General features: G+C 72.4%; 23 protein-coding genes. 16 read left to right on the top strand and 7 right to left on the bottom strand.

What is annotated here, in order from left to right; translation table 11 throughout:
• Nucleotides 1-9: 9 nt before the first annotated feature.
• The 4 genes from AC3EN4_RS17040 (at nucleotide 10) to AC3EN4_RS17025 (ending at nucleotide 3,734) form a co-directional block, all read left to right on the top strand.
• Complete coding sequence (locus AC3EN4_RS17040) at nucleotides 10-798, top strand: glycerophosphodiester phosphodiesterase (RefSeq protein WP_435206763.1); 789 nt, start codon at nucleotides 10-12, stop codon at nucleotides 796-798.
• A gap of 83 nt (nucleotides 799-881) precedes the next feature.
• Nucleotides 882-2,336: a PAS domain-containing sensor histidine kinase gene (locus tag AC3EN4_RS17035; protein WP_435206762.1), complete on the top strand. Its 1,455-nt coding sequence runs from the start codon at nucleotides 882-884 to the stop codon at nucleotides 2,334-2,336.
• Between the two features lie 60 nt (nucleotides 2,337-2,396).
• The gene (locus AC3EN4_RS17030) at nucleotides 2,397-2,801 is read left to right on the top strand and encodes an ATP-binding protein (protein WP_435206856.1); all 405 of its coding nucleotides are present in this window, start codon (nucleotides 2,397-2,399) and stop codon (nucleotides 2,799-2,801) included.
• Between the two features lie 45 nt (nucleotides 2,802-2,846).
• On the top strand, nucleotides 2,847-3,734 hold the full coding sequence (locus tag AC3EN4_RS17025; protein WP_422737482.1) for a DUF5926 family protein: 888 nt from the start codon (nucleotides 2,847-2,849) through the stop codon (nucleotides 3,732-3,734).
• A gap of 48 nt (nucleotides 3,735-3,782) precedes the next feature.
• Here AC3EN4_RS17025 and AC3EN4_RS17020 read toward each other — a convergent pair whose 3' ends face one another.
• Nucleotides 3,783-5,000: an arginine deiminase gene (locus AC3EN4_RS17020; protein WP_435206761.1), complete on the bottom strand. Its 1,218-nt coding sequence runs from the start codon at nucleotides 4,998-5,000 to the stop codon at nucleotides 3,783-3,785.
• Nucleotides 5,001-5,163: 163 nt separating this feature from the next.
• On the opposite strand from AC3EN4_RS17020, the gene AC3EN4_RS17015 reads away from it, so the two are divergent.
• From AC3EN4_RS17015 to pheA, 5 genes are all read left to right on the top strand, one after another.
• Nucleotides 5,164-5,904, top strand: a complete 741-nt coding sequence (locus AC3EN4_RS17015) for a hypothetical protein (RefSeq protein ID WP_422737484.1) — start codon at nucleotides 5,164-5,166, stop codon at nucleotides 5,902-5,904.
• A 168-nt stretch (nucleotides 5,905-6,072) separates the two neighbouring features.
• Nucleotides 6,073-6,531, top strand: a complete 459-nt coding sequence (locus tag AC3EN4_RS17010) for a hypothetical protein (RefSeq protein WP_435206760.1) — start codon at nucleotides 6,073-6,075, stop codon at nucleotides 6,529-6,531.
• Between the two features lie 75 nt (nucleotides 6,532-6,606).
• On the top strand, nucleotides 6,607-6,996 hold the full coding sequence (locus AC3EN4_RS17005) for an ACT domain-containing protein (RefSeq protein WP_435206759.1): 390 nt from the start codon (nucleotides 6,607-6,609) through the stop codon (nucleotides 6,994-6,996).
• An 82-nt stretch (nucleotides 6,997-7,078) separates the two neighbouring features.
• Nucleotides 7,079-7,651, top strand: coding sequence for a hypothetical protein (locus AC3EN4_RS17000; protein ID WP_435206758.1), 573 nt, complete (start codon nucleotides 7,079-7,081; stop codon nucleotides 7,649-7,651).
• 10 nt (nucleotides 7,652-7,661) lie between these two features.
• Entirely contained in the window at nucleotides 7,662-8,615 is a 954-nt protein-coding gene (pheA, locus tag AC3EN4_RS16995) for a prephenate dehydratase (RefSeq protein WP_422737487.1), read from the top strand.
• Between the two features lie 37 nt (nucleotides 8,616-8,652).
• Here the strand turns inward: pheA and AC3EN4_RS16990 are convergent, their stop codons facing one another.
• The 3 genes from AC3EN4_RS16990 to AC3EN4_RS16980 all read right to left on the bottom strand — a co-directional run bounded on the left by AC3EN4_RS16990 (nucleotide 8,653) and on the right by AC3EN4_RS16980 (nucleotide 10,514).
• A complete protein-coding gene (locus AC3EN4_RS16990; RefSeq protein WP_357131467.1) occupies nucleotides 8,653-9,375 on the bottom strand; it encodes an AIM24 family protein in 723 nt (240 codons plus the stop codon).
• Between the two features lie 103 nt (nucleotides 9,376-9,478).
• Nucleotides 9,479-9,826 carry a metallopeptidase family protein gene (locus AC3EN4_RS16985; protein WP_422740871.1) on the bottom strand — a complete coding sequence of 116 codons (348 nt, stop codon included), beginning with the start codon at nucleotides 9,824-9,826 and terminating at the stop codon, nucleotides 9,479-9,481.
• 256 nt (nucleotides 9,827-10,082) lie between these two features.
• On the bottom strand, nucleotides 10,083-10,514 hold the full coding sequence (locus AC3EN4_RS16980; RefSeq protein WP_355048644.1) for an OsmC family protein: 432 nt from the start codon (nucleotides 10,512-10,514) through the stop codon (nucleotides 10,083-10,085).
• A 174-nt stretch (nucleotides 10,515-10,688) separates the two neighbouring features.
• On the opposite strand from AC3EN4_RS16980, the gene AC3EN4_RS16975 reads away from it, so the two are divergent.
• From AC3EN4_RS16975 to AC3EN4_RS16965, 3 genes are all read left to right on the top strand, one after another.
• A complete protein-coding gene (locus tag AC3EN4_RS16975; protein ID WP_435206756.1) occupies nucleotides 10,689-11,429 on the top strand; it encodes a hypothetical protein in 741 nt (246 codons plus the stop codon).
• Between the two features lie 294 nt (nucleotides 11,430-11,723).
• A complete protein-coding gene (locus AC3EN4_RS16970) occupies nucleotides 11,724-12,545 on the top strand; it encodes an HAD family hydrolase (RefSeq protein ID WP_422737490.1) in 822 nt (273 codons plus the stop codon).
• Nucleotides 12,545-13,357: a Cof-type HAD-IIB family hydrolase gene (locus AC3EN4_RS16965; protein ID WP_435206755.1), complete on the top strand. Its 813-nt coding sequence runs from the start codon at nucleotides 12,545-12,547 to the stop codon at nucleotides 13,355-13,357. The genes AC3EN4_RS16970 and AC3EN4_RS16965 overlap by 1 nt, the downstream gene beginning before the upstream one ends.
• Nucleotides 13,358-13,361: 4 nt before the next feature.
• On the opposite strand, the gene AC3EN4_RS16960 is transcribed toward AC3EN4_RS16965, so the two are convergent.
• Nucleotides 13,362-13,964, bottom strand: coding sequence for a bacterial proteasome activator family protein (locus AC3EN4_RS16960; RefSeq protein ID WP_422737492.1), 603 nt, complete (start codon nucleotides 13,962-13,964; stop codon nucleotides 13,362-13,364).
• 83 nt (nucleotides 13,965-14,047) lie between these two features.
• Between AC3EN4_RS16960 and AC3EN4_RS16955 the strand changes: the two genes are divergently transcribed.
• Both AC3EN4_RS16955 and AC3EN4_RS16950 read left to right on the top strand, forming a co-directional pair.
• A complete protein-coding gene (locus AC3EN4_RS16955) occupies nucleotides 14,048-14,845 on the top strand; it encodes an alpha/beta hydrolase family protein (RefSeq protein ID WP_435206753.1) in 798 nt (265 codons plus the stop codon).
• An 80-nt stretch (nucleotides 14,846-14,925) separates the two neighbouring features.
• Nucleotides 14,926-16,113 carry an ABC transporter substrate-binding protein gene (locus AC3EN4_RS16950; protein WP_422737494.1) on the top strand — a complete coding sequence of 396 codons (1,188 nt, stop codon included), beginning with the start codon at nucleotides 14,926-14,928 and terminating at the stop codon, nucleotides 16,111-16,113.
• 75 nt (nucleotides 16,114-16,188) lie between these two features.
• On the opposite strand, the gene ddaH is transcribed toward AC3EN4_RS16950, so the two are convergent.
• Complete coding sequence (ddaH, locus tag AC3EN4_RS16945; RefSeq protein ID WP_422737495.1) at nucleotides 16,189-17,022, bottom strand: dimethylargininase; 834 nt, start codon at nucleotides 17,020-17,022, stop codon at nucleotides 16,189-16,191.
• A gap of 59 nt (nucleotides 17,023-17,081) precedes the next feature.
• Here ddaH and AC3EN4_RS16940 point away from each other — a divergent pair, with 59 nt between their 5' ends.
• Nucleotides 17,082-17,543 carry an Lrp/AsnC family transcriptional regulator gene (locus tag AC3EN4_RS16940; protein ID WP_007453771.1) on the top strand — a complete coding sequence of 154 codons (462 nt, stop codon included), beginning with the start codon at nucleotides 17,082-17,084 and terminating at the stop codon, nucleotides 17,541-17,543.
• 61 nt (nucleotides 17,544-17,604) lie between these two features.
• Complete coding sequence (locus AC3EN4_RS16935; RefSeq protein WP_435206751.1) at nucleotides 17,605-18,567, top strand: zinc-binding dehydrogenase; 963 nt, start codon at nucleotides 17,605-17,607, stop codon at nucleotides 18,565-18,567.
• Here AC3EN4_RS16935 and AC3EN4_RS16930 read toward each other — a convergent pair.
• On the bottom strand, nucleotides 18,564-19,658 hold the full coding sequence (locus AC3EN4_RS16930) for a T3SS (YopN, CesT) and YbjN peptide-binding chaperone 1 (RefSeq protein ID WP_422737497.1): 1,095 nt from the start codon (nucleotides 19,656-19,658) through the stop codon (nucleotides 18,564-18,566). The genes AC3EN4_RS16935 and AC3EN4_RS16930 overlap by 4 nt on opposite strands.
• Nucleotides 19,659-19,673 lie beyond the last annotated feature (15 nt).

The raw sequence follows: 19,673 nt of genomic DNA, 5'->3' as shown, positions 1-19,673 counted from the left end.
GCGGACGGGATGGGCGGGCCACTGGTCTTCGCGCACCGCGGCGCCTCGTACGACCTCCCGGAGCACACCCTCGCCGCGTACCTGCGCGCCCTCGACGAGGGCGCCGACGGGCTGGAGTGCGACGTCCGGCTGACCCGGGACGGTCATCTGGTCTGTGTGCACGACCGGCGGCTGGACCGGACGAGCAACGGCCGCGGGCTGGTCAGCGCGCGGACCCTCGCCGAGCTGGACGCGCTGGACTTCGGCTCCTGGCATCCGGGCGGCGCGCCGAGCGGTGACCTGCCGCCGGACGAGTCGCACACCCGGCTGTTGACCCTGGCCCGGCTGCTCGACGCGGTGCTCGCCGCCGGGCGGCCGGTCCGGCTGCTGGTGGAGACGAAACATCCGTCCCGCTTCGGCGCACAGGTGGAGCGGCGGTTGGTCGACCTGCTCCGGCGGTACGGGCTGGCCGACCCGGCCCCTGACGACCCGGTCCAGGTGACCGTCATGTCGTTCTCCCCGCTGGCCGTACGGCGGGTCCGGGAGCTGGCCCCGGCACTGCCCACGGTGCTGCTGCTGGAGGTGCTTCCACCCTGGCTGCGCCTCGGCCGGTTGCCGTTCGGCGCGCGCATCGCCGGCCCGGGTATCGGGCTGCTCCGGGCCCGCCCCCACCTGCTGCCCGCGCTGCGCGCCGCCGGCAACCAGGTGTACGTCTGGACGGTCAACGACCCGGCCGACGTGGAGCTGGTGCTGGCCGAGGAGGTGGACGGGATCATCACGGACCGACCGGCGCACGTCCTGGCCCGGCGGGACCGCTGAATGGGCCGGTCGAGGCGAACGAGCCGATGCCTACCCGACGTCCGGGGGTGCCGAAAGCCGGGCCGGCGGGGCAGACTCGGCACATGCCGGAGCGTATCGATTTTCCCGCTCTTCTCGCCGGCCACACCGTCGTGATCGAGATGATCAATGCAGGGGACGCGGGCCTACCGGTCCTTACCCAGCTTCTCCGGTTGACCCAACCGGCGCTCGGCGCGAGCGGGATGGCCTTCGTCGAGTTCGGCCCGACCGGCGGCCGGGTGATCGCGGCCACCGGCGCGGCGGAGTGGGCGGTCGGCCGTCCGCTCGCGGTGGACGACCCGGACACCGTCCGGCTGCTCTCCGGCCCTCGGGTGAGCCAGGTCCGGGTGACCGATCTGAGCGGCAAGCTCGCCGCCGAACTGGCCGGCAGCGGACTACGCCGGATGGTGGTGTCCCGGGCCGAGATCGGCGGCCACACCGTCGGCAGCCTGCACGCCCTCTATCCGGGTGACGACGGGCCGGGCGCCGAGCACCAGGGCGTCATCGCGTACCTCGCCTCGTGCGTCGCGCACATGTACGGCGACCAGACCGGGTTGCCGGTGCACGGCGACGGGCCGGTGGTGGCGGCACTCGCCGACGGGCTGGCGGTGGTCGACCGGGACGGGCACGTCCGGCTCTGGAACCCGGCCGCCGTCCAGGTCACCGGCTGCGCGACGGACCAGGCCCTGAACCGGCCGTTGCCGTTCCCGCTGCCGCCCGCGGGCCAGGTCCGCGACCACCGGCTGCCGGACGGGCGCTGGCTGCGCATCACCTCCGGCGACCTGCCCGGCCCGGGCGCACTGCGGGTGGTCACCTTCCGCGACATCACCGACCAGCAGCGCCGCGACCACGACCGGGAACTGTTCGTCGCGGTGACCAGCCACGAGCTGCGCACGCCGGTCACCGTCATCAAGGGGTACGCGGACACCCTCACCGACCACTGGGAGTCGCTGACCGACGGCGACCGGCGGCAGGCCGCCCGGGTGATCGGGCAGCGCGCCAACGAGCTGGCCCGGTTGGTCGACCGGCTGCTCTCCTCGGCGGCCGAGACGGGGCCCGCCGACGAGCCGCCCACCCCGTTCGACCTCGGTGCGGCGCTGCGCGCCGCGGTGGTGGACCTGCCGGCGGAGCTACGGCACCGGCTGACGCTGCACCTCCCCGTCGACCTGCCCAAGGCGCTCGGCCACCGGCCCAGCCTGGCCACCGTCCTGACCGAGCTGGTGACCAACGCCGGCAAGTACTCGCCGCCGGGCTCCCCCATCGAGATCACCGCCGGGGTCGACGGTCAGTTGGTCGCGTTCCGGGTGAGTGACCGCGGCATCAGCATCCGGCCGGAGCACGTGGAACGGGCGTTCGACCGGTTCTGGCAGGGCGAGTCCGGTGACCGGCGCGGCTACCCGGGAGCGGGGCTCGGCCTCTATCTCGTCCGCCGGATCGTTGAACAACAGAATGGATGGGTATCCCTACGTCCGAGGACCGACGGCGGTACGGTCGCAGAGGTGCGGCTACCGCGCGGTTGACCAGCGGGACGCGACGTGGAGGCGACGGTGGCGACGGCGACGAGGGATCGGGCGTGGTGCGTGGTGGTTCCCCACCACCCCGCCGGCGCACGACTGGCCCGGCATCGGCTCGCCGACGACCTGGCTGACCTCGTACCCCCGACGCTTCTCGCGGATCTGATCGCGGTGCTCGCCGAGCTGGTGGGCAACTCGGTCCGGCACGCCCGCCCGCTGCCCGGCGGCGTGGTCCGGGTGGCCTGGCGGCTGCGGGCGGCCGCCGACGGCCCACGGATCCAGTTGCGGGTGACCGACGGCGGCGCGGCCACCGGTCCACGGATCCGCACCGCGGGCCAGGACGCGGCGGACGGGCGGGGTCTGCACATCGTGGCCGGCCTGGCGACCCGCTGGGGCGTCGAGCGGGACGGCATGGGTCAGCGCGTCTGGGCGGAGTTCGACCCCATTCCCCGGCTGGTCGCGGCGAATTAGGGTCCGGGCCACGGTGCGCGGTCGAGGGCTCTAGGCTGTGACGCCGTGAGCAAGCGTCGAAAGAGCCAGCGAGCAGCCACCGACACCACTCCCCGCCGGGACAAGGTGCGGGACGTCTTCGTGCCGCGCCCCTTCGAGGGCCTGACCGACGAGCCCGAGTGGATCGCGCTGCGCGAGCTGGTGCCCGCCGCGTCCGCCCCGCTGCGGCTGGCGCCCGCCCTGGTCGAGGAGTTCGGCGACCGGTCGGCGACCCTGGCCACGGTGCTGCCGATGGCCGCGCCGGCGGTGAGCAAGCCGGACGGCCAGGTGCTCATCGGTCTGCAGCGTCACCAGCAGTCCGGCGACGTCTCCCGGGACCTGGCCGAGGCGCTCCTCTGCGCGCTGCGTACCGAGCCGGGCGGCCAGGTGTCCGTACCGCCGCTGCCCGGCCCCGGGCCGCGACTCCAGGACATCCTGGTGGACGGTCCCCTGGAGATCAGCATGCACGACGGGTTCGAGTTCTGGCTCGACCCCGGCGCGGCCGACGACCCGAGCGTCCAGGCGTCCCTGGAACGGGCGAACGCAGCCATCTACCCGACCGTGCGGATGACCTCCGCGAAGGCCGCGTACTGGTGTCAGGTCCCCGAGAAGGCGCACGTGCGCTGGGTGCTGCCGGACGACGAGGACGCCGCCCTCGACGCGCTGGCCCGGCTCGGCGCGGCCGGCACGCTGACGCTCGGCGACCAGACCAAGTTCGCCGGGATGTTCCGCGCCCACGGCCGGCTGGTCCCCGTCTGGGATCTGCCCGAGGAGACGCCGGCGAGCGAGTGGGAGGACCCGGTGGCGCAGTTCGCCAAGCGCTACGCGGAGGCCCTGGCCAGCACCGATCCGTTGGACGCCGCCGGCCGGCGGGCCCGGCAGGGGCTGCTCGGCCGCCAGCTCACCCTGCGCTGACCCGGGCCCGCTGCCCGTTCAGCGGGTACGGGCAGCGGGTGGCCCGGTTCAGCGTCGGGCGGGCAGCGGCTCGCGGACGATCGGGCAGGACATGCAGCGCGGGCCGCCCCGGCCGGAGCCCAGCTCTGAGCCGGCGATCGGGATGATCTCGATGCCGGCCCGCTCCAACTGCGCGTTGGTCTCGGTGTTGCGCTCGTAGCCGACGCACAGTCGGGGCGCGAGGGCGAGGGTGTTGTTGCCGTCGTCCCACTGCTCGCGTTCCGCGGTCACCGGGTCCAGGCCGGTGTCGATGACCCGGAGCTGGTCCAGGTCCATCGCGTCGGCGGCGGCCCGCAGGAAGGGCGCCGGGCCGTCCACCCGCGGGTCCTCGCCGTCCGCGCCGGCGATGACGGTGTACGCCGAGAGCGTGCTGGCGATGTTCGGGTACATCAGGACGGCGTCGACGTCGACCATCGTGCAGACGGTGTCCAGGTGCATGGTGGCGCGTTTCTGGGCGATCGGCACCACCAGGATGGTGTGGGCCAGGCCGGCGGCGAAGACCTGCCGGCCGAGGCGTTCCACGCCCGCCGGGGTGGTCCGTTCACCCACGCCGACCGCCAGCACCCCGGGTGCGAGCAGCAGCACGTCCCCGCCCTCCAGGTGTTCCAGGTCGGGGCGGTAGACGAACTCGGTGCCGGCGAACCGTGGGTGGTGCCGGTAGATGGCGTCGGTGAGGGTGGTCTCCCGGCGGCGGGCCGGCATGGCGAGACTGGTGACACCGACCCGATCGCCGATCCAGAGCGACGAGTCCCGGGTGAAGAGCAGGTTCGGCAGCGGATCGATGACGAAGTCGTGCCGGTCCATCAGGGTGTAGACGAGCCCGCCCGGGCGCTCCGAGCTGATCCGCAGCTCCTCGTGGGCCAGCCCGGCGGTGAGCACGTCTGCCAGCGCGACCGGGTCCAGGTAGGCGAGGTGGTCGGCGACCCGGGCGCGGAGCGTGTCGCCGAGCCGGCGCGAGCGCAGCACCTGCTCGGTCAGTTCGACGCGGGCGTCCTCGACGGCCAGCGTCTCGGCCAGCAGGGTGGCCAGGTAGAGCACCTCGACCCCGCGCTCGCGCAGCGCGGCCGCGAAAGCGTCGTGCTCCTCCTGGGCGCGGCCCACCCAGGGGATCGCGTCGAACAGGAGCGAGTCGTTGTTGCGCGGGGTGAGCCGGGCCAGTTCCGGGCCGGGCCGGTGCAGCAGGACGGTGCCGAGCCGGCCGACTTCACTGTCGACGTAGTGGGTCACCCCCGCAGCGTAGGGCAGGGTTTGGCGGCATCCGAGAAAAGAACTGTGGATGAATATGGCATTCATCCACAGTCACTCCGGCGCTCCGGCTTGCCGAACACCCACAGTGGCAACGTAGGGTAGTGAGGACATAACTTCGAGGGACCTTTTGCCGGAGGTCGCGATGACTGTCTTTCCCGCACGACGAGCCGTACCGACCGCCCGGGCACTGCCGCCCATCGCGGTGCCCCACCCCCGCGTCGAGGCGACCGGGGCTCTCGAACCGGTCCGCCCCACACCGCTCGAGTGGGCCCGACGCCGCCGCGCCGAGCGCGGTGCCCGTCGGCTGGAGGCGGCCGGTGCGCGGGCGCTCGGCCAGCTCGACCACCTCGGGCCGTCCTGGCACGTGATCGAGTGGCCCCGCACTGACGTGGCGGACGTCCTGCTCGACCGCGCTCAGGACGACCGAGCCGGTTTCCTCGCCATCGGGCCGAGCGGGCTGTTCGCGGTGACCATCGCCGACCACGGCCGGGCCCGGGTGCTCGTCGCCGGGGACGTCGTGCAGATCAACGGTAAGCGGCCCCCGTACGTCACCGAGGCCCGGCGGGACGCCAAGCGAGCCAGCAAGGCCCTCTCCGACGCGGTGGGGCTGACCATCCCGGTGACACCCGTGCTGACCTTCGTGGGCTCCGGCGTGATCAGCGTCTACGGCCTCCCGAAGGACTGCCTCATGGCCACCCACCGGGAGCTGGACCGGCTCCTCGTGGCCGGTGGCAACCGGATCAGCCCGACCACGGCCGAGAAGCTGGCCCGGGTGGCACAGCACCCGAGCACCTGGCTGAACGGCACGTACCGTCCATCGGCCGACTACCGGTGGTACGAGGAGGGCCGAACGGCCGCTGACAAGGCGGCGCACCGCCGGTAACGTCACCGGCGACGCCACGCGGCCCCGGTCCCCCACCTACCCACCGGCTCCCGCGCCGTCGCCGGCCGCCCGGGGGTTCTCCGCTGCGGCGCGGTGACCCGGCTCGCTCGGTGATTCCGTCGTCGACCGGCTAGCGTGGACAGTCCGTCGTTGTACATAGGAGGCGCGGTGGCCCACGTCGAACTCTCGCTCTCGGAAGTGTTCGTGCCGTCGGCCCGAGCCACGACAGAGCCGGAGTTCGACAATGTCGGCCAGTGGTCCTCGACCGTCGGTCGGGCCGACGAGCCCTGCCTGCTGATCGACGCCGACACCCGCGTGGTGGCCATCTCCACCGCCGGCTGCGAGCTGCTCTGCCTGGGCGAGCCCGCCGGCCTGATCGGGCGACCGCTGCTCGACGGTGGCCTCCGCCTGCTCGACTTCACCGCCAACCGGGGTGAGCTGACCGAGGCCGAGGTCGACAAGATCCCGCCCCTGCTGGCGCTCTCCTCCGGCCGGCTAGCCCGTGGACTGCTGCGGGTGCAGGCCGCGGCCCCCGGCTGCCCCGACGCGACGGTCGACGCGATCTCCACCCCACTGCTCTCCGACGGCACGGTCGCGGGTTCGCTCACCTTCTTCTCCGAGGTCTGACCTGCGGCGGGTTGTGGTGTTCGCCGCACGCGGCGATGCCCGGACCGGCCCGGATCCACGCCGTAAGGTGCCCTCATGCTCGATATCACCCTGCTGCCCGGGGAGTACGCCGTGTGCCGGCTGGGTGCCGGCACTGCCCTGCCGGACGCGTTGTCGAGCGGGCTGGGTCGCGCCGACGTGGTCACCGTGAGCTGGACGACCGAGGGGATCTCGGTGATCTGCCCGGCCGATCGGCTGCCCGCCGAGGCCGTCGTGGAGACCACCTGGCGCTGCCTGCGGGTCGCCGGGCCGACGGACGTGAACGGCACCGGAACCCTCGCGGCGCTCGTGGACCCGCTCGCCGCAGCCCGGGTCAGCGTGGTGACCTTCTCCACCTTCGACACCGACTACGTGCTGGTACCGGCCGTCCGGCTGACCGAGGGCACGACCGCGTTGGAGCGCGCCGGACACCGCCTCCTCGGCTGAGCTTCACCCGGCCGACCGCTCGCCCTACGATGGGCTCGGCCACCCCGGCCGCGACGTGTCCCGATGTCCCGAGGATCGGCCCGTGCCGTTCACCCCACCCCGCCACCCGTTCGCCCGAAGCGCCGCCGCGCCCGCGTGGGCCGCGCTGCTGACGCTCCTCGCCATCGGATCGCTGACCGGCTGCGGGGCACCTCCCGAGCTGCACGAGCCGGCCGGTCTGCCCACCGCAGCCGGCAGCCCGCGGCCGTCCGGCCCGACCGGCGTCCCGACGGGTACCCCCTCGACCGCGCCGACCGCGCCGCCACCCGCCACCCGCTCGGCCACCCCGGACCCCGGTCTCGTCGCGACGGCCTGCCGGAACGGGCCGACCGGGCAGCGGGTGGTGCAGTTGCTACGCGGGCGGGCCTCGGTGCTCCCGGACAACGTCCGGGTCCGGGTCCGCACCGGACCGCTGTGCGCCGGGGACTGGCAGTACACCGTGCTGGAGGTGACCGGGCACGAGGAGCTTCAGGTCGTCACCCAGGGACGGCCCACCGCCCTGGAGCTGGTCACCGCGGGCACGGACGTGTGCACCGCCGAGGTCCGGGCCACCGGGCCGGCCGGGATCCGTACGCTCGCCTGCGATCCTTCTCCGGCGGTCGGGCCGGGTGCGTAGTCTGGGCGGCATGCCCGGAACACCGCCTACGCGCTTCGTCTATCTCGGCCCCGAAGGCACCTTCGCCGAGCAGGCCCTGCGCACCATCCCCGCCGCCGAACACGGCTCCCGTACGCCCGCGCGCAGCGTCGGAGAGGCGCTGGACAGCATCCGGGCCGGGGAGGCCGACGCGGCGCTCGTACCGCTGGAGAACTCGATCGGCGGGGCGGTCGGCGTCACGCTCGACGAGATCGTTGAGGGCGAGCCGCTGGTGATCACCCGGGAGGTGATCCTGCCGGTGGAGTTCGTGCTCGCCGCGCGAACCGGCACCACGCTGTCGACGGTCCGCTCGATCGCGGCCCATCCGCAGGCGTCCACCCAGTGCCGAGGCTGGCTGCGGGACCACCTGCCCGACGCGGTGGTCATCGACGTCCTCTCCAACGGCGCGGCGGCGGCGGGGGCGGGGTCCGGAGAGTACGACGCGGCGATCTGCGCGCCCATCGGGGCGGCCCGGCACCGGCTCGCGCTGCTCGCCGACAAGATCGCCGACCACCCGGACGCGGTGACCCGTTTCGTGCTGGTCTCCCGTCCCGGGCCACCCCCACCGCCGAGCGGCGACGACCTCACCTCGCTGGCCGTCTACATCGCCCACGACCGGGTGGGCGCGCTGCTCTCGGTGCTGGTCGAACTGGCCGTACGGGGGGTGAACCTGACCCGGATCGAGTCCCGCCCGACCGGGGAGGCGCTGGGCCGGTACGTCTTCTTCCTCGACTGCACCGGACATGTGGCCGACGTACGCCTGGGTGAGGCGTTGCAGGGGCTGCGCCGGGTGTGCGCGGAGGTCCGTTTCCTCGGGTCCTATCCCCGGCACCGCTGGGTCGAGGCCGCCGAGCGGCGGGGGTCCGCGCCGGCCGGTCTCTCCGACGTCGACTACGCCGACGCGGCGGCCTGGCTGGCCCGGCTGCGTGCCGGCGAGATGAGCTGACCGGGGCGAACACCGCACGCCCCGGCCGCGTCGACGCTCAGCTCAGCAGACCGCCGAGCAGGCCACCCTCCTGTTGCTGCTGACCACTGCCCATGACGGGCGGCTCCTCGGACGGCTGCACCACGACGAAGCCCTGACCGGCGAAGCTCATGGTGAACGATTCACCGGTGCGACGGCCCAGCAGCGTGCCGAGGCCGAGCTGTTCGGCGCGGTGGTAACCGGTCTGGAGGTTGGCCGACCAGCAGACGGCGGCCTGCGGGTCGACGTACGTCGGGGCGTCCACGTTGAGCACCACCGGGGTGCCCTTGGTGGTGATGGCGATCCGGCCGTACCCGCTGAACACGCAGTTGAACAGCCCGGACGAGGACGCCATGCCGGCGCCGCCGACCATCCTGATGTCGTACTGCAGGGTCGAGTCGAAGGCGAGCACGCTGGACCCGTTGATGGAGAGCGCGTCGCCCGGCTCCAGGTCGATGATGTGCACGTCCTTGGCCAACTCGGCGAGGAAGACGTCCCCCTGGCCGGTGACCTTCATCAGCGGGACGCCCTCGCCGGTCAGCTTCTGCTTGAGGAACTTGCCGAGGCCGCCCGAGCCCAGGGCCTGGAACTGCACGTTGCCCTGGTAGGCGACCATCGAGCCGACCCGGGCCATCGCCTCGCCGTTGAGCTCGATCTTCAACATCTTGGAGTTCTGCAGACGCATGCCCGCCTGCGCCGACTCCTTCTCCAGATTCTCCGACGAGAACAGCTCGCTGCGCATGAAAGGTGCCTCCTGAAATGGTCGCGGTCGCTGCACCGACGGTAGGTGACCACGGCAACCAGAGGCGCTCGGTTCAACGGTGCTCGCGCACGCGGCTCGCGCGTCAGCCCCAGCCCAGGTCGTGCAGCCGGTCGTCGTCGATGCCGAAGTGGTGGGCGATCTCGTGCACCACGGTCACCGCCACCTCGTCGACGACGTCCTCGTCGTTGTCGCAGATGCGCAGGATCGGGTGACGGTAGATGAAGATCCGGTCCGGCAGTACGCCGGAGTAGTCCCAGCCCCGGTTGGTGAGCGCGTGCCCCTCGTAGAGGCCGAGCAGATCGGACTCGCCCGGTGGCGGGTCGTCCTCGACGAGGATCACCACGTTGTTCATCAGGCCGAGAAGCTCTTCGGGCACCTCGTCGAGGGCGTCAGCGACCAGTTCCTCGAAGCGCTCGCGGGTCATCTCCACCGGCACGACGTTCATTCTGCCCGACGCGGGACCGATCGGCCGGGTCGCGCACGGCGACCCGGGCCGGCGTCCACGGGTGCGGGTCGCCGGTCAGGGCGTGTGTCAAAGTCCTCGGTCGAGCCGAGGCGGAGTCCAGGCGGCGATCCGGCAAGGCGGAGATTGGCTCGGATACCGGTGTTGTATCCGGGCCAATCTCCAACGCGGCCGGTCGTCGTCCGGGCCCGCCGCAGGCCGGCCAGGGGCTTTGACAAACGCCCTAGGCGGCCAGGCGGGCGGTGAGGGTGATCTCGGCGCCCGGCGAGAGCAGGCGGGAAATCGGGCAGTTGGCCTTGGCGGCCTCGGCGAGCTTCTGGAACTCCGCCTCGTCCACGCCGGGCACCTGGCCGACGGTCTCGAGGTCGATCCGGGTCACGCTGAACCCGGCGTCGGTCTTGTCCAGGTGGACCTTGGCGGTGGTCTCGACCGAGGTCGGCGTGGTGCCGGCGTCGGCGAGGGCCTTCGAGAACGCCATCGAGAAGCAGCCCGCGTGGGCGGCGGCGATCAGCTCCTCCGGGTTGGTGCCCTCGCCCTCCTCGAAGCGCGACTTGAAGGAGTAGTTGCCGGACAGGCCGCCCTTACCGGTGCGGACGGTGCCGGAACCCTCGGTGAGATTGCCCTGCCATTGTGCGGAAGCGGTACGGATAGGCATGTCGAGAACGCTAGCGGATAGCTGACCCCCGGGCGACCGACCGGCACCGACGACCGCCCTGCGATTCCCGTCACCACGATCGGCGGTGGCCGTGGGGCGGTGTCGACGGCAGCGCCGCCACCACGGGCTGTGCCATGATGCGACGCAGGCCCGTGACCGGCGGAGGGATGGCCGATGCCCGAGGATCTGCCCGTTCCGCGCCAGGGCGACCCACCCGACGCGCCGGCCGTGATCGAGTGGGGCGCCGACGAGCCCACCCGTGCCCGCCGGTTCGGTAACCCGCTGGTCGGTCTGACCCGGGATCCTCGCCTGCCACTGCTGCTGGCCGGCCTCGGCGCGGTCGCCGGAGTCGCGTCGATGATCGGTGAGTGGGTGCTGACCACCATGCCCAGCGGCGGTCCCGACGGGCCCACCACGATCGAGGTGCACGCCAGCGTGTCCGAGATCGGCGGCTACGGGGTCGCCTACCTCGCCGGCCTGCTCGCCCTGGCCTGCGCCGTGGCCCTGGCGCTGGGGGGCACGGCGGCGGTCCGGGCGAACGCGCGACTGGCCGGGCTCACGTTGTCCGGTGCGCTGCTGGCGTTGCTGGTGGCCGCCACCGCGACGCTCGACAACTCCGGGGAGCGGCAACTCTTCTACGCGACCGAGGACGAGTTCCGGGTCGAGTACGGCCGCGGTCTCGTGCTGGCGTTCGTCACGTGCGTCCTCTTCGCCGCCGCACTACGACTGGCGTGGGCCGTACCGACCGGTGCGCCCACGGAGCCGACTGACGACGGCACCCGCGCCGACGTACCCGCGATGCGTTCCTGGCGCCGCCGTGCGGAGCCAGGCCCCCTGGACGACGGTCCACCCGCCCCAGCCGACCTGACGGTCCAGCCCACCACCCCCTTCGCCCGCCCCGAAAACCCCACCTAAGCCACCCCACCCCACCCCCGCCCCGAACCCGCCCCACCACCGCGCCGATCTTGCGGTTTCTGTCGTCACATAAGGCGCCAAAGCCCTCGAATCGGCAACCGGAAGTGCAAGATCGGCGCCAGCGGGGGGCGGGCGCGGGTTGGACACCTTCAGGGCGCTGGGGGTTGGTGCCCGATTCGCCGGGAAGCCATGGTTGCGACCCATTCCGCGAGGTACGGTTGCTGCCCGCCGTCACGCCGGGTCTCGATCAGGACCACACAGCTGGCTGCGACGGCGGTGGGCGAAGGAGGAACGATGACCCGCCCGGGACTGCCCAAGCTGATCGCGACCGACCTCGACGGAACGCTCGTCCGCAGCGACGACACCGTCTCCGCGTACACCCACGGGGTGCTCGACCGGGTGCGGGCCGCCGGAATTCCGGTGGTCGGCGCCACCGGACGCGGCCCTCGCCTGACCGAGTTGACCCGCAACGACATCCGCGCCGCCGACTTCCTGGTGATGGCCGGCGGCGGGCGGGTGGTCGACCAGAGCGACCCGGCGGGCCCGGTGGTGCTCCGTGACGAGCGCCTGCCCGCCGAGGTGCTGGCCCGGTTGCTCGCCGACCTGGAGGCCGAGGTCGGCCCGCTGACCGTGATGGTCGAGGCGTCCGACGAGCACGACGCCCCGCTCTGGGGTGACTACCACCCCAGTTGGCCCTACCAGGACCGGTTCGAGGCGCGCAGCCGCGCCGAGTGCCTCTCCTGCGACGTGCTCAAGGCGTTCGCCAGGACCGCAGACCACCACGTGGACGAACTGCTGGCGGTGGCCCGCCGGATCGTCGACCCGCAGGTCGCCACGCTCACCCAGGCTGGGCTCGGGTTCATCGAGATCTGCCCGCCGGGGGTGGACAAGGCGACCGGGCTGACCGTCGTGGCGCAGACCCTCGGTGTCGACCCGGCCGACGTGCTGGTCTTCGGCGACATGCCCAACGACCTGCCGATGTTCGAGTGGGCCGGCTGGTCGCGGGTGGCGGTCGCCAACGCGCACCCGGAGGTCCGCGCGGTCGCCGACGAGGTGACCCTGCGTAATGACGACGACGGGGTGGCCGTGTACCTGGACCGACTACTGTCCCGGTGATGGGAGAGACGCCCCGGCTCATCGCCACGGACATCGACGGCACGCTGATCCGCGACGACCACACGGTCAGCCCGCGCACCGCCGACGTGCTCGCGCGGATCTCCGCGCGAGGCACGCCGGTCGTGCTGGTCACCGGCCGCCCGGTCCGCTGGCTCAAGATGGTGTACGACCAGCTGGCCGAGCCGCTGCCGGCGGTCTGCGCCAACGGCGCCGTGGTTTACGACCCGTTCAACGACGAGGTGCTCCGGGCTGACCCGCTCGCGCCGCAGCACCTGGCGGAGGTGGCCCGGCGGCTGCGTGCCGAGGTGCCCGACATCAGCTTCGCCGTGGAGATCCTGGACAGCCGGGAGATGCGCCACGAGGCGCACTACCCGCTGCGCTGGGACGCCGACGCCGACGGCATCCGGCCGATCGAGACGCCGGAGGAACTGCTCTCCGTCCCGGCGGTGAAGCTCCTCGCCCGGGCCGGTGAGCAGGATCCGGACGTGTTCGCGGCGCTGATCTCCAACGCGCTGCGGGGGCTGGCGGAGGCGACGCACTCGTCGTCGTCCGGCCTGGTAGAGATCTCCGCGGCCGGGGTGACCAAGGCGGCCGGGCTCGACTGGTACTGCGACCGGCTCGGCGTGGCCGCGGCGGATGTGCTCGCCTTCGGTGACATGCCGAACGACGTACCGATGCTGAGCTGGGCCGGACGCGGGGTGGCGGTGGCCAACGCGCACCCCGCCGTCCTCGCGGTCGCCGACGAGGTGACCGGTACGAACTCCGAGGACGGCGTGGCCGCGTACCTGGAGAAGGTCTTCGGGGTGGAGTGACCGGTTAGAGGTACTGGCCGGTGTTGTGACCCTCACCGCCGCCGGGCTGGCCGAGACCCGGCATGCCCGGGACGACCCCGCCGGGACCGCTGGGGAGTGCCTGCCGGCCGCCGCGCATCTGCTCCAACTGGACCCGGGCGGCCATCTGCTGGGCGACCAGGGCGGCCTGGATGCCGTGGAACAGGCCCTCCAGCCACCCAACGAGCTGGGCGTGCGCGATGCGCAGCTCACTCTCGCTGGGTGCCTTGTCCTCGGTGAAGGGCAGCGAGATCCGCTCCAGCTCGTCGCGCAGCTCGGGTGCGAGACCTTCCTTCAGCTCGACGATCGAGCGCTCGTGGATCTCCCGCATCCGGTGCCGGCTGGCGTCGTCCAGCGGGGCGGCCTTGACCTCCTCCAGCAGCTGCTTGATCATGCTGCCGATCCGCATCACCTTGGCCGGCTGCTCGACCAGGCGGGTCGGGTCCTCGCCGTGGCCCTCCTCGGTCTGCACGGTGCCGATCGGCCGGCCGTCCGGACCGACCACCACAACGGTGCCGGAGTGGCCGGAGTCATCGGGGCCGGGCTGGTCGTTCTGCTCAGCGGAGCGCGCTTCGGTCATGGGGTCCATCTTTACCCAGGAGCCGTGGCCCATGCCGCCCGGGACCAACTCCCTGTGCCGAACCACCCGGGTGGGCGCGCTACCGTCGCGCCATGCCTGCCGACCCCCGCGCCGTGCTGACCCGGCCCGCGCCCGCGCCGGACCGGACGGTGGCGTACGGCGACCACCCCGACCAGGTCGCCGACCTACGCCGCCCGGCCGGTTCCGGGCCGGCCCGACCGTTGGTCGTCGTGGTGCACGGGGGCTTCTGGCGGGCCGAGTACGACCGGCGGCACACCGGACCGCTGGCCGCCGCGCTGGCGGCCGACGGGTACCCGGTGGCGCAGTTGGAGTACCGGCGTACCGGGCAGCCGGGCGGCGGCTGGCCGGGCACGTTGACCGACACCCTGGCCGGGATCGCGGCGCTGCCGGAGCTGGCCGCGCGGGCGCTGCCCGACCGGGTGCGCCCGGCCGCGCCGATCCTCGTCGGTCATTCCGCCGGTGGCCACCTGGCCCTGTACGCGGCGGCCACCGCACCGTCGACGGTCGCGGGAGTGCTGGCCCTGGCCCCGGTGGCCGACCTCGCCGAGGCGTACCGGCGGGACCTGGACTCCGGCGCGGTGGCCGCGCTGCTCGGCGGTGGTCCGGGGGACGTGCCGGACCGGTACGCGAGGGCCGACCCACGATCATTGGTACCGGTACCAACACGGACAGTAGTGATGCATGGCTCACTCGACGAGCAGGTGCCGGTGTCGATGAGCCGGGATTTTGTGGCGACGGCTCGTCGCGCGGGATCCGATATCTCCCTTGTTGAGCTGCCCGGATGCGAGCATTTCGGGCTGATCGATCCGGAGTCGTCGGCCTGGCCCCGGGTGCGGGATGTGTTGCGGTCCCTGCACGATGATCAATAGCCATTGACGCAGCGTCGCCGACCAGGTAGAACGCCGGAGGGGCGCTGTTCCGCCCTGCAACGCTTCTGGGAAGGAACTCGGTGTCGCAGATGAACCGCAGGCGGGCGCTCCAACTGTTGGCCGCGCTCGGTACGACCGGATTCGCCACCGCGTGTGGCTCCGACACCGCCGACCAGCCGACCGCCCCCAAGAGCCCGATCAAGATCGGTCTGATCGCACCGAAGGCCGGCGGCTTCAAGTCCATCGGTGACGACATCACCAACGGCTTCCAGCTCTTCCTGGACCTGCACAACCAGCAGCTGGGCGGGCACCCGGTCGAGCTGCTCACCGCCGACGAGGGCGAGACCGCCAAGACCGGCAAGGCCGCCGTCGACCAACTCCTCAAGCAGAACGTGCTGGCGCTCACCGGCGTGGTCAACTCGTCGGTGATGGTCGGCATCCGCGACACCGTCGAGGAGGCCCGGGTCCCGCTCATCGGGTCGAACGCCTCGCCGAGCAGCCTGCAGAGCGTCGTCTACATCTGGCGTACGTCCTACGTGCTGGACGAGGCCGGCCGGGCACTCGGCCTCTACCTGCGCGACCAGCTACCGGCGAACGGCCGGATCGCGATCATCGTGCCGGAGAACGTGGGCAGTCCGGACGTCGTACGGGGGTTCAAGCAGGGCTTCGGCGTCACCGACCCGCGGATCTCCGACCCGGTGACCAACACCAACCCCACCCCGAACCCCGGCAAGACCACCTACGTGGCGGACATCGAGAAGGCGCTGCGCAAGAAGCCGACCGCCGTCTTCTGCTTCTTCGCCGGCGCGGCCGGCGTGGAGTTCATCAAGCAGCTACGCGACCAGTTCTCCGGGCCTGTCTACGCTCCCGGCTTCCTCACCGAGGGCACCGTGCTGGAGAGCCTGGACCGGGACGCGTTGGGCATCCAGACCGCCCTGAACTACTCGGCCGACCTCAACAACACGTCGAACCGGGTCTTCGCCTCGGCGTACCGCAAGAAGCACCAGAGCACGCCGACGACCTACGCGATGGCGTCGTACGACGCGGCGCAGGTGCTCGACCAGGCGATCCAGCTGACCGGCGGGACGCCCTCCCCGCAGCAGGTCAACCTGGCGCTGGGCAAGCTCGGCCAGATCGACAGCCCGCGCGGCATCTGGCAGTTCAACCAGCCGCGTACGCCGCAGCAGAAGTGGTACCTGCGGGAGGTCCAGCGCGACGGTCAGATCATGTCGAACGTGCTGACCAACGAGCTGGCCACGCTGGGCTGACCCCCCCACCGGACGCAACAGGGGCCGGTCTCCCGAGCGGGAGGCCGGCCCCTGCCGTACGCGGCAGTGTTCGGGTCAGTGCCGCAGTTCGGCGATGCAGCACTTCACGCTGCCGCCGCCCTTCTTCAGCTCGGCCAACTCGACCGGGACCGGGGTGTAACCGGCGGCCTTGAGCTTGCCCGCCAGGCGGGTGGCCTCGCTGTTGAGCACCACGTTCGCGCCGTCGCTGACCAGGTTGAGTCCGAACGCCATGGCGTCCTCGTCGTCGGCGATCACCGCGTCCGGGAAGAGCTGCGTCAGCACCCGCTGACTGGCCGCGGAGAACGCGCCCGGGAAGTAGACGACGTTCGTGTCGTCGAGGGCGGCGAGCGCCACGTCCAGGTGGTAGAACCGCGGGTCGATCAGCCGCAGCGACACCACCGGCCGACCCAGCGCCTCCTGCGCCTCGGCGTGCGCCGGGATCTCGGTCCGGAAGCCGTGCCCGGCCAGGATGAGTCCGCCGTGCGCCTCCGGCAGGTACGCGAAGTCACCCTCGCCCTCGTTGGTCTCGCTCGGCGCGACGAACCGCCAGCCCTGCTGCTCGTAGAACGCGTGGTGCGCGGCCGCCTCGGCGGTCCGCTGCTCGTGCTTGAACCGCGCGCCGTAGACGCTGCCGTCGACCACGAAGGCGCCGTTGGCCGCGAACACCATGTCCGGCAGCCCCGGCTCCGGCGTGAGCAGGTGCACCTCGTGGCCGAGACCGACGAGCGTCTCGCGCAGTCGGTCCCACTGCTTGACGGCCAGGTCCCGGTCCACCGGGGTGGTCACGTCCATCCACGGATTGATCGCGTACTCGACCGCGAAATGCTCGGGCGAGCACATGAGATATGTCCGCTTTCGCGGGACTCGCTGCTGGTTCACGGTCACCAAGAGTAGGTATCGTTGAACTTTGGTAACAGCCACAACCGTTGCTTCCCAGAGGCGGAACGTTGCAGATAGACGCCGTTGACCAGCGGATCATTGCGTTGCTCGTCGCTGACGCCCGCGCGTCGTACGCCGACATCGGCACCCGGGTGTCACTCTCCGCCCCGGCGGTCAAGCGCCGGGTCGACCGGCTACGCGCAACCGGCGTCATCCGGGGATTCACCGCCGTCGTCGACCCGGCGGCCGTCGGCTGGACCACCGAGGCGTTCGTCGAGCTGTTCTGTGCCGGCCGGACCACCCCGGCGCAGATCGGCGTGGCCGCCCGCCGACACCCGGAGGTGGTCGGCGCGTACACCGTCTCCGGCGAGGCGGACGCGCTGGTGCACCTACGCGCCGCCGACATCGCCCACCTCGAGGCGGCCCTCGAACGGCTGCGCGCCGAGTCGTTCGTGACGTCCACCCGCAGCACCATCGTGCTGTCCCGGCTGGTCGAGTCCCCCGGTGTCGGCCCGTCCACCAGGGCTTGACCTCAAGTCACGTTCAGGTGTTGGACTCGTGGCGGCCTGGCACGACACGAGGGGGGACCGCATGCGGGCGATCTGGTTACGTGAGTTCGGCGGTCCCGGGGTGCTGACGCCCGGCCCGGCACCCGACCCGACGCCCGGCCCCGGCCAGGTGCTGATCGACGTCGCGCACGTGAACGTCACCTTCGTCGAGACGCAGCAACGCGCGGGGCGTCCCGGACCGAACCGGTACGCCCCGCCGCTGATCCCCGGCAACGGGGTCGGCGGAGTGATCACCGCTGTCGGGCCAGACGTCGACCCGGCCCGCGTCGGGCAACGGGTGGTCACCGCCACCGGCGGCGCCGGCGGGTACGCCGAACGGGTCGTGGTGGACGCGTCCGCGCCGATCGAGGTGCCGGCCGGGTTGGCGCTGGACGCCGCCGTGGCGCTGCTCGCCGACGGTCGTACCGCCACCATGCTCGTCGAGGCGGTCGGCGTCCGTCCCGGTGACCGCGTGCTGGTCGAAGCGGCGGCGGGCGGGGTGGGGAGCATGCTCGTCCAGATCGCGACGCGGGCCGGTGCGCGCGTGATCGGCGTGGCCGGCGGACCGCGCAAGGTCGCCCTGCTGCCCGGGCTGGGCGCCGAGGTGGCGGTCGACTACCTAAAGCCGGACTGGGCCGATCGGGTCCGCGACGCGGTGGCCGGGGTCGACGTGGTCTTCGACGGCGTCGGCGGTGCGGTGGCCGAGGCGGCGTTCGAGCTGCTGACCCCGGGCGGCCGGATGATCAGTTACGGGTTGGCGAGCGGCGAGTGGTCCCCCGTGACACCGGAGGCGGCCGCCGGACGCCGGATCACGCTGGTCCGGCCGGACGTGACGCCCGCGCGGCTGCGGGCGTACACCATCGGGGCGCTGGCGGCCGCGACGGCCGGGCAGCTCCGGCCGCTGATCGGCCAGCGCTTCCCCCTGGAACGCGCCGCCGACGCGCACGCCGCCATCGAGGCGCGCGCCACCGTCGGCAAGACCCTGTTGGACGTGGCCGTCAGCTAGAGATACATGCCGGTGCGGTGCTGGGAGTCGTCATCGCGGACCGACTTGTCGCCCTCGCCGAAGAAACGCTTGCCGCCGAACTCACCGTGCAGACGATCGTCCAACTCATCGGCGAGACCGGTCATCACCTGCACCGCCAGCATGAGATGGGTGGCCTGGAAGTTGCGGCCGAAGACCGGGATGGAGGCCCAGACCGTGTCGTCGGCGCAGTAGAGGCGACCGATCGGCATCCGATTGGTCAGCTCCGACAGCTTGACGTAGAGCCGTTCGGTCGGCTCGACCTCGGTGAGGACCGGCGAGAAGACGTCCACCAGCGGCGGGTTGTCGCGCACCCGCACGAAGACCATCGCCGAGCCGGCCCTGATGGTGATGTCGCCGTCCGAGTCGATCTGCAACCGCTCGGCGTCGGACTTCAACATCGTCGACACCACGGTACGGACGCGTTCCGGCAGGTCCAGCACGTCGTCCCGGTCGGCGGCCGCCTCGGCCAGCGCCTCCTGAAGGTCCCCCTCCACGTCGGCGTCCGGCCCGAACTCGCTGCGCGCGGTCCCCAACGGCCCGACGGCCAACGGCTCCCCCTCGGCGTCGTGCACCAGGTAGACGAGGAAGGCCGGGTGCGGTGCGCCGTACACGTCGCGCAGCGTCCGGGACAGCAGCGGGGCGATCCGGTTGGCGTCCGCCACCGTCGCGTCCAACCCGAACGCGCCGCCGGAGCCGGCCACCACGCCGGGCGGGGACCAGCCCAGCGCCACCATGTCCGCCACGGCGGCGCGGTCCAGCCGGTAGCCCTGCGGCAGCGCCGCGTTGCCGACCGCCCGCGCGGAGAGCCCGCCGTCCTCGGTCGCGTCCACGCTGATCGAGTAGACGGCGTCGCCCGTACCGGAGGCGGTGGGGTCGAGGGTCAGTTCGAGGTGCGCGCCGGCCGGCAACTCCCGCAGCCGTAGGGCGAGCATCCGGGCGAACTCCTGCCACGCCTCCGTCACCTTGGCCCGCAGGTCCGTGGTGCTGGGGCCGTCGAGCAGGATCGACTCCGCCGGCTCGGATGTACCGCCGGGCTCCGCATCCGACGCCGAGGGGTGGTCAGCCGTCATGATCGCCTCCGTCCG

Source organism: Micromonospora sp. bgisy143, from assembly GCF_057708145.1.
This window is presented reverse-complemented; position numbering and strand designations above follow the sequence as displayed.

What these genes read in the sequence shown, in the direction of transcription:
- AC3EN4_RS17040 (WP_435206763.1), top strand. Translation starts at nt 10, where the DNA reads ATGGGCGGGCCACTGGTCTTCGCGCACCGCGGCGCCTCGTACGACCTC.
- AC3EN4_RS17035 (WP_435206762.1), top strand. Translation starts at nt 882, where the DNA reads ATGCCGGAGCGTATCGATTTTCCCGCTCTTCTCGCCGGCCACACCGTC.
- AC3EN4_RS17015 (WP_422737484.1), top strand. Translation starts at nt 5,164, where the DNA reads ATGACTGTCTTTCCCGCACGACGAGCCGTACCGACCGCCCGGGCACTG.
- AC3EN4_RS17005 (WP_435206759.1), top strand. Translation starts at nt 6,607, where the DNA reads ATGCTCGATATCACCCTGCTGCCCGGGGAGTACGCCGTGTGCCGGCTG.
- pheA (WP_422737487.1), top strand. Translation starts at nt 7,662, where the DNA reads ATGCCCGGAACACCGCCTACGCGCTTCGTCTATCTCGGCCCCGAAGGC.
- AC3EN4_RS16990 (WP_357131467.1), bottom strand. Translation starts at nt 9,375, where the DNA reads ATGCGCAGCGAGCTGTTCTCGTCGGAGAATCTGGAGAAGGAGTCGGCG.
- AC3EN4_RS16980 (WP_355048644.1), bottom strand. Translation starts at nt 10,514, where the DNA reads ATGCCTATCCGTACCGCTTCCGCACAATGGCAGGGCAATCTCACCGAG.
- AC3EN4_RS16975 (WP_435206756.1), top strand. Translation starts at nt 10,689, where the DNA reads ATGCCCGAGGATCTGCCCGTTCCGCGCCAGGGCGACCCACCCGACGCG.
- AC3EN4_RS16970 (WP_422737490.1), top strand. Translation starts at nt 11,724, where the DNA reads ATGACCCGCCCGGGACTGCCCAAGCTGATCGCGACCGACCTCGACGGA.
- AC3EN4_RS16965 (WP_435206755.1), top strand. Translation starts at nt 12,545, where the DNA reads ATGGGAGAGACGCCCCGGCTCATCGCCACGGACATCGACGGCACGCTG.
- AC3EN4_RS16960 (WP_422737492.1), bottom strand. Translation starts at nt 13,964, where the DNA reads ATGGACCCCATGACCGAAGCGCGCTCCGCTGAGCAGAACGACCAGCCC.
- AC3EN4_RS16955 (WP_435206753.1), top strand. Translation starts at nt 14,048, where the DNA reads ATGCCTGCCGACCCCCGCGCCGTGCTGACCCGGCCCGCGCCCGCGCCG.
- AC3EN4_RS16935 (WP_435206751.1), top strand. Translation starts at nt 17,605, where the DNA reads ATGCGGGCGATCTGGTTACGTGAGTTCGGCGGTCCCGGGGTGCTGACG.
- AC3EN4_RS16930 (WP_422737497.1), bottom strand. Translation starts at nt 19,658, where the DNA reads ATGACGGCTGACCACCCCTCGGCGTCGGATGCGGAGCCCGGCGGTACA.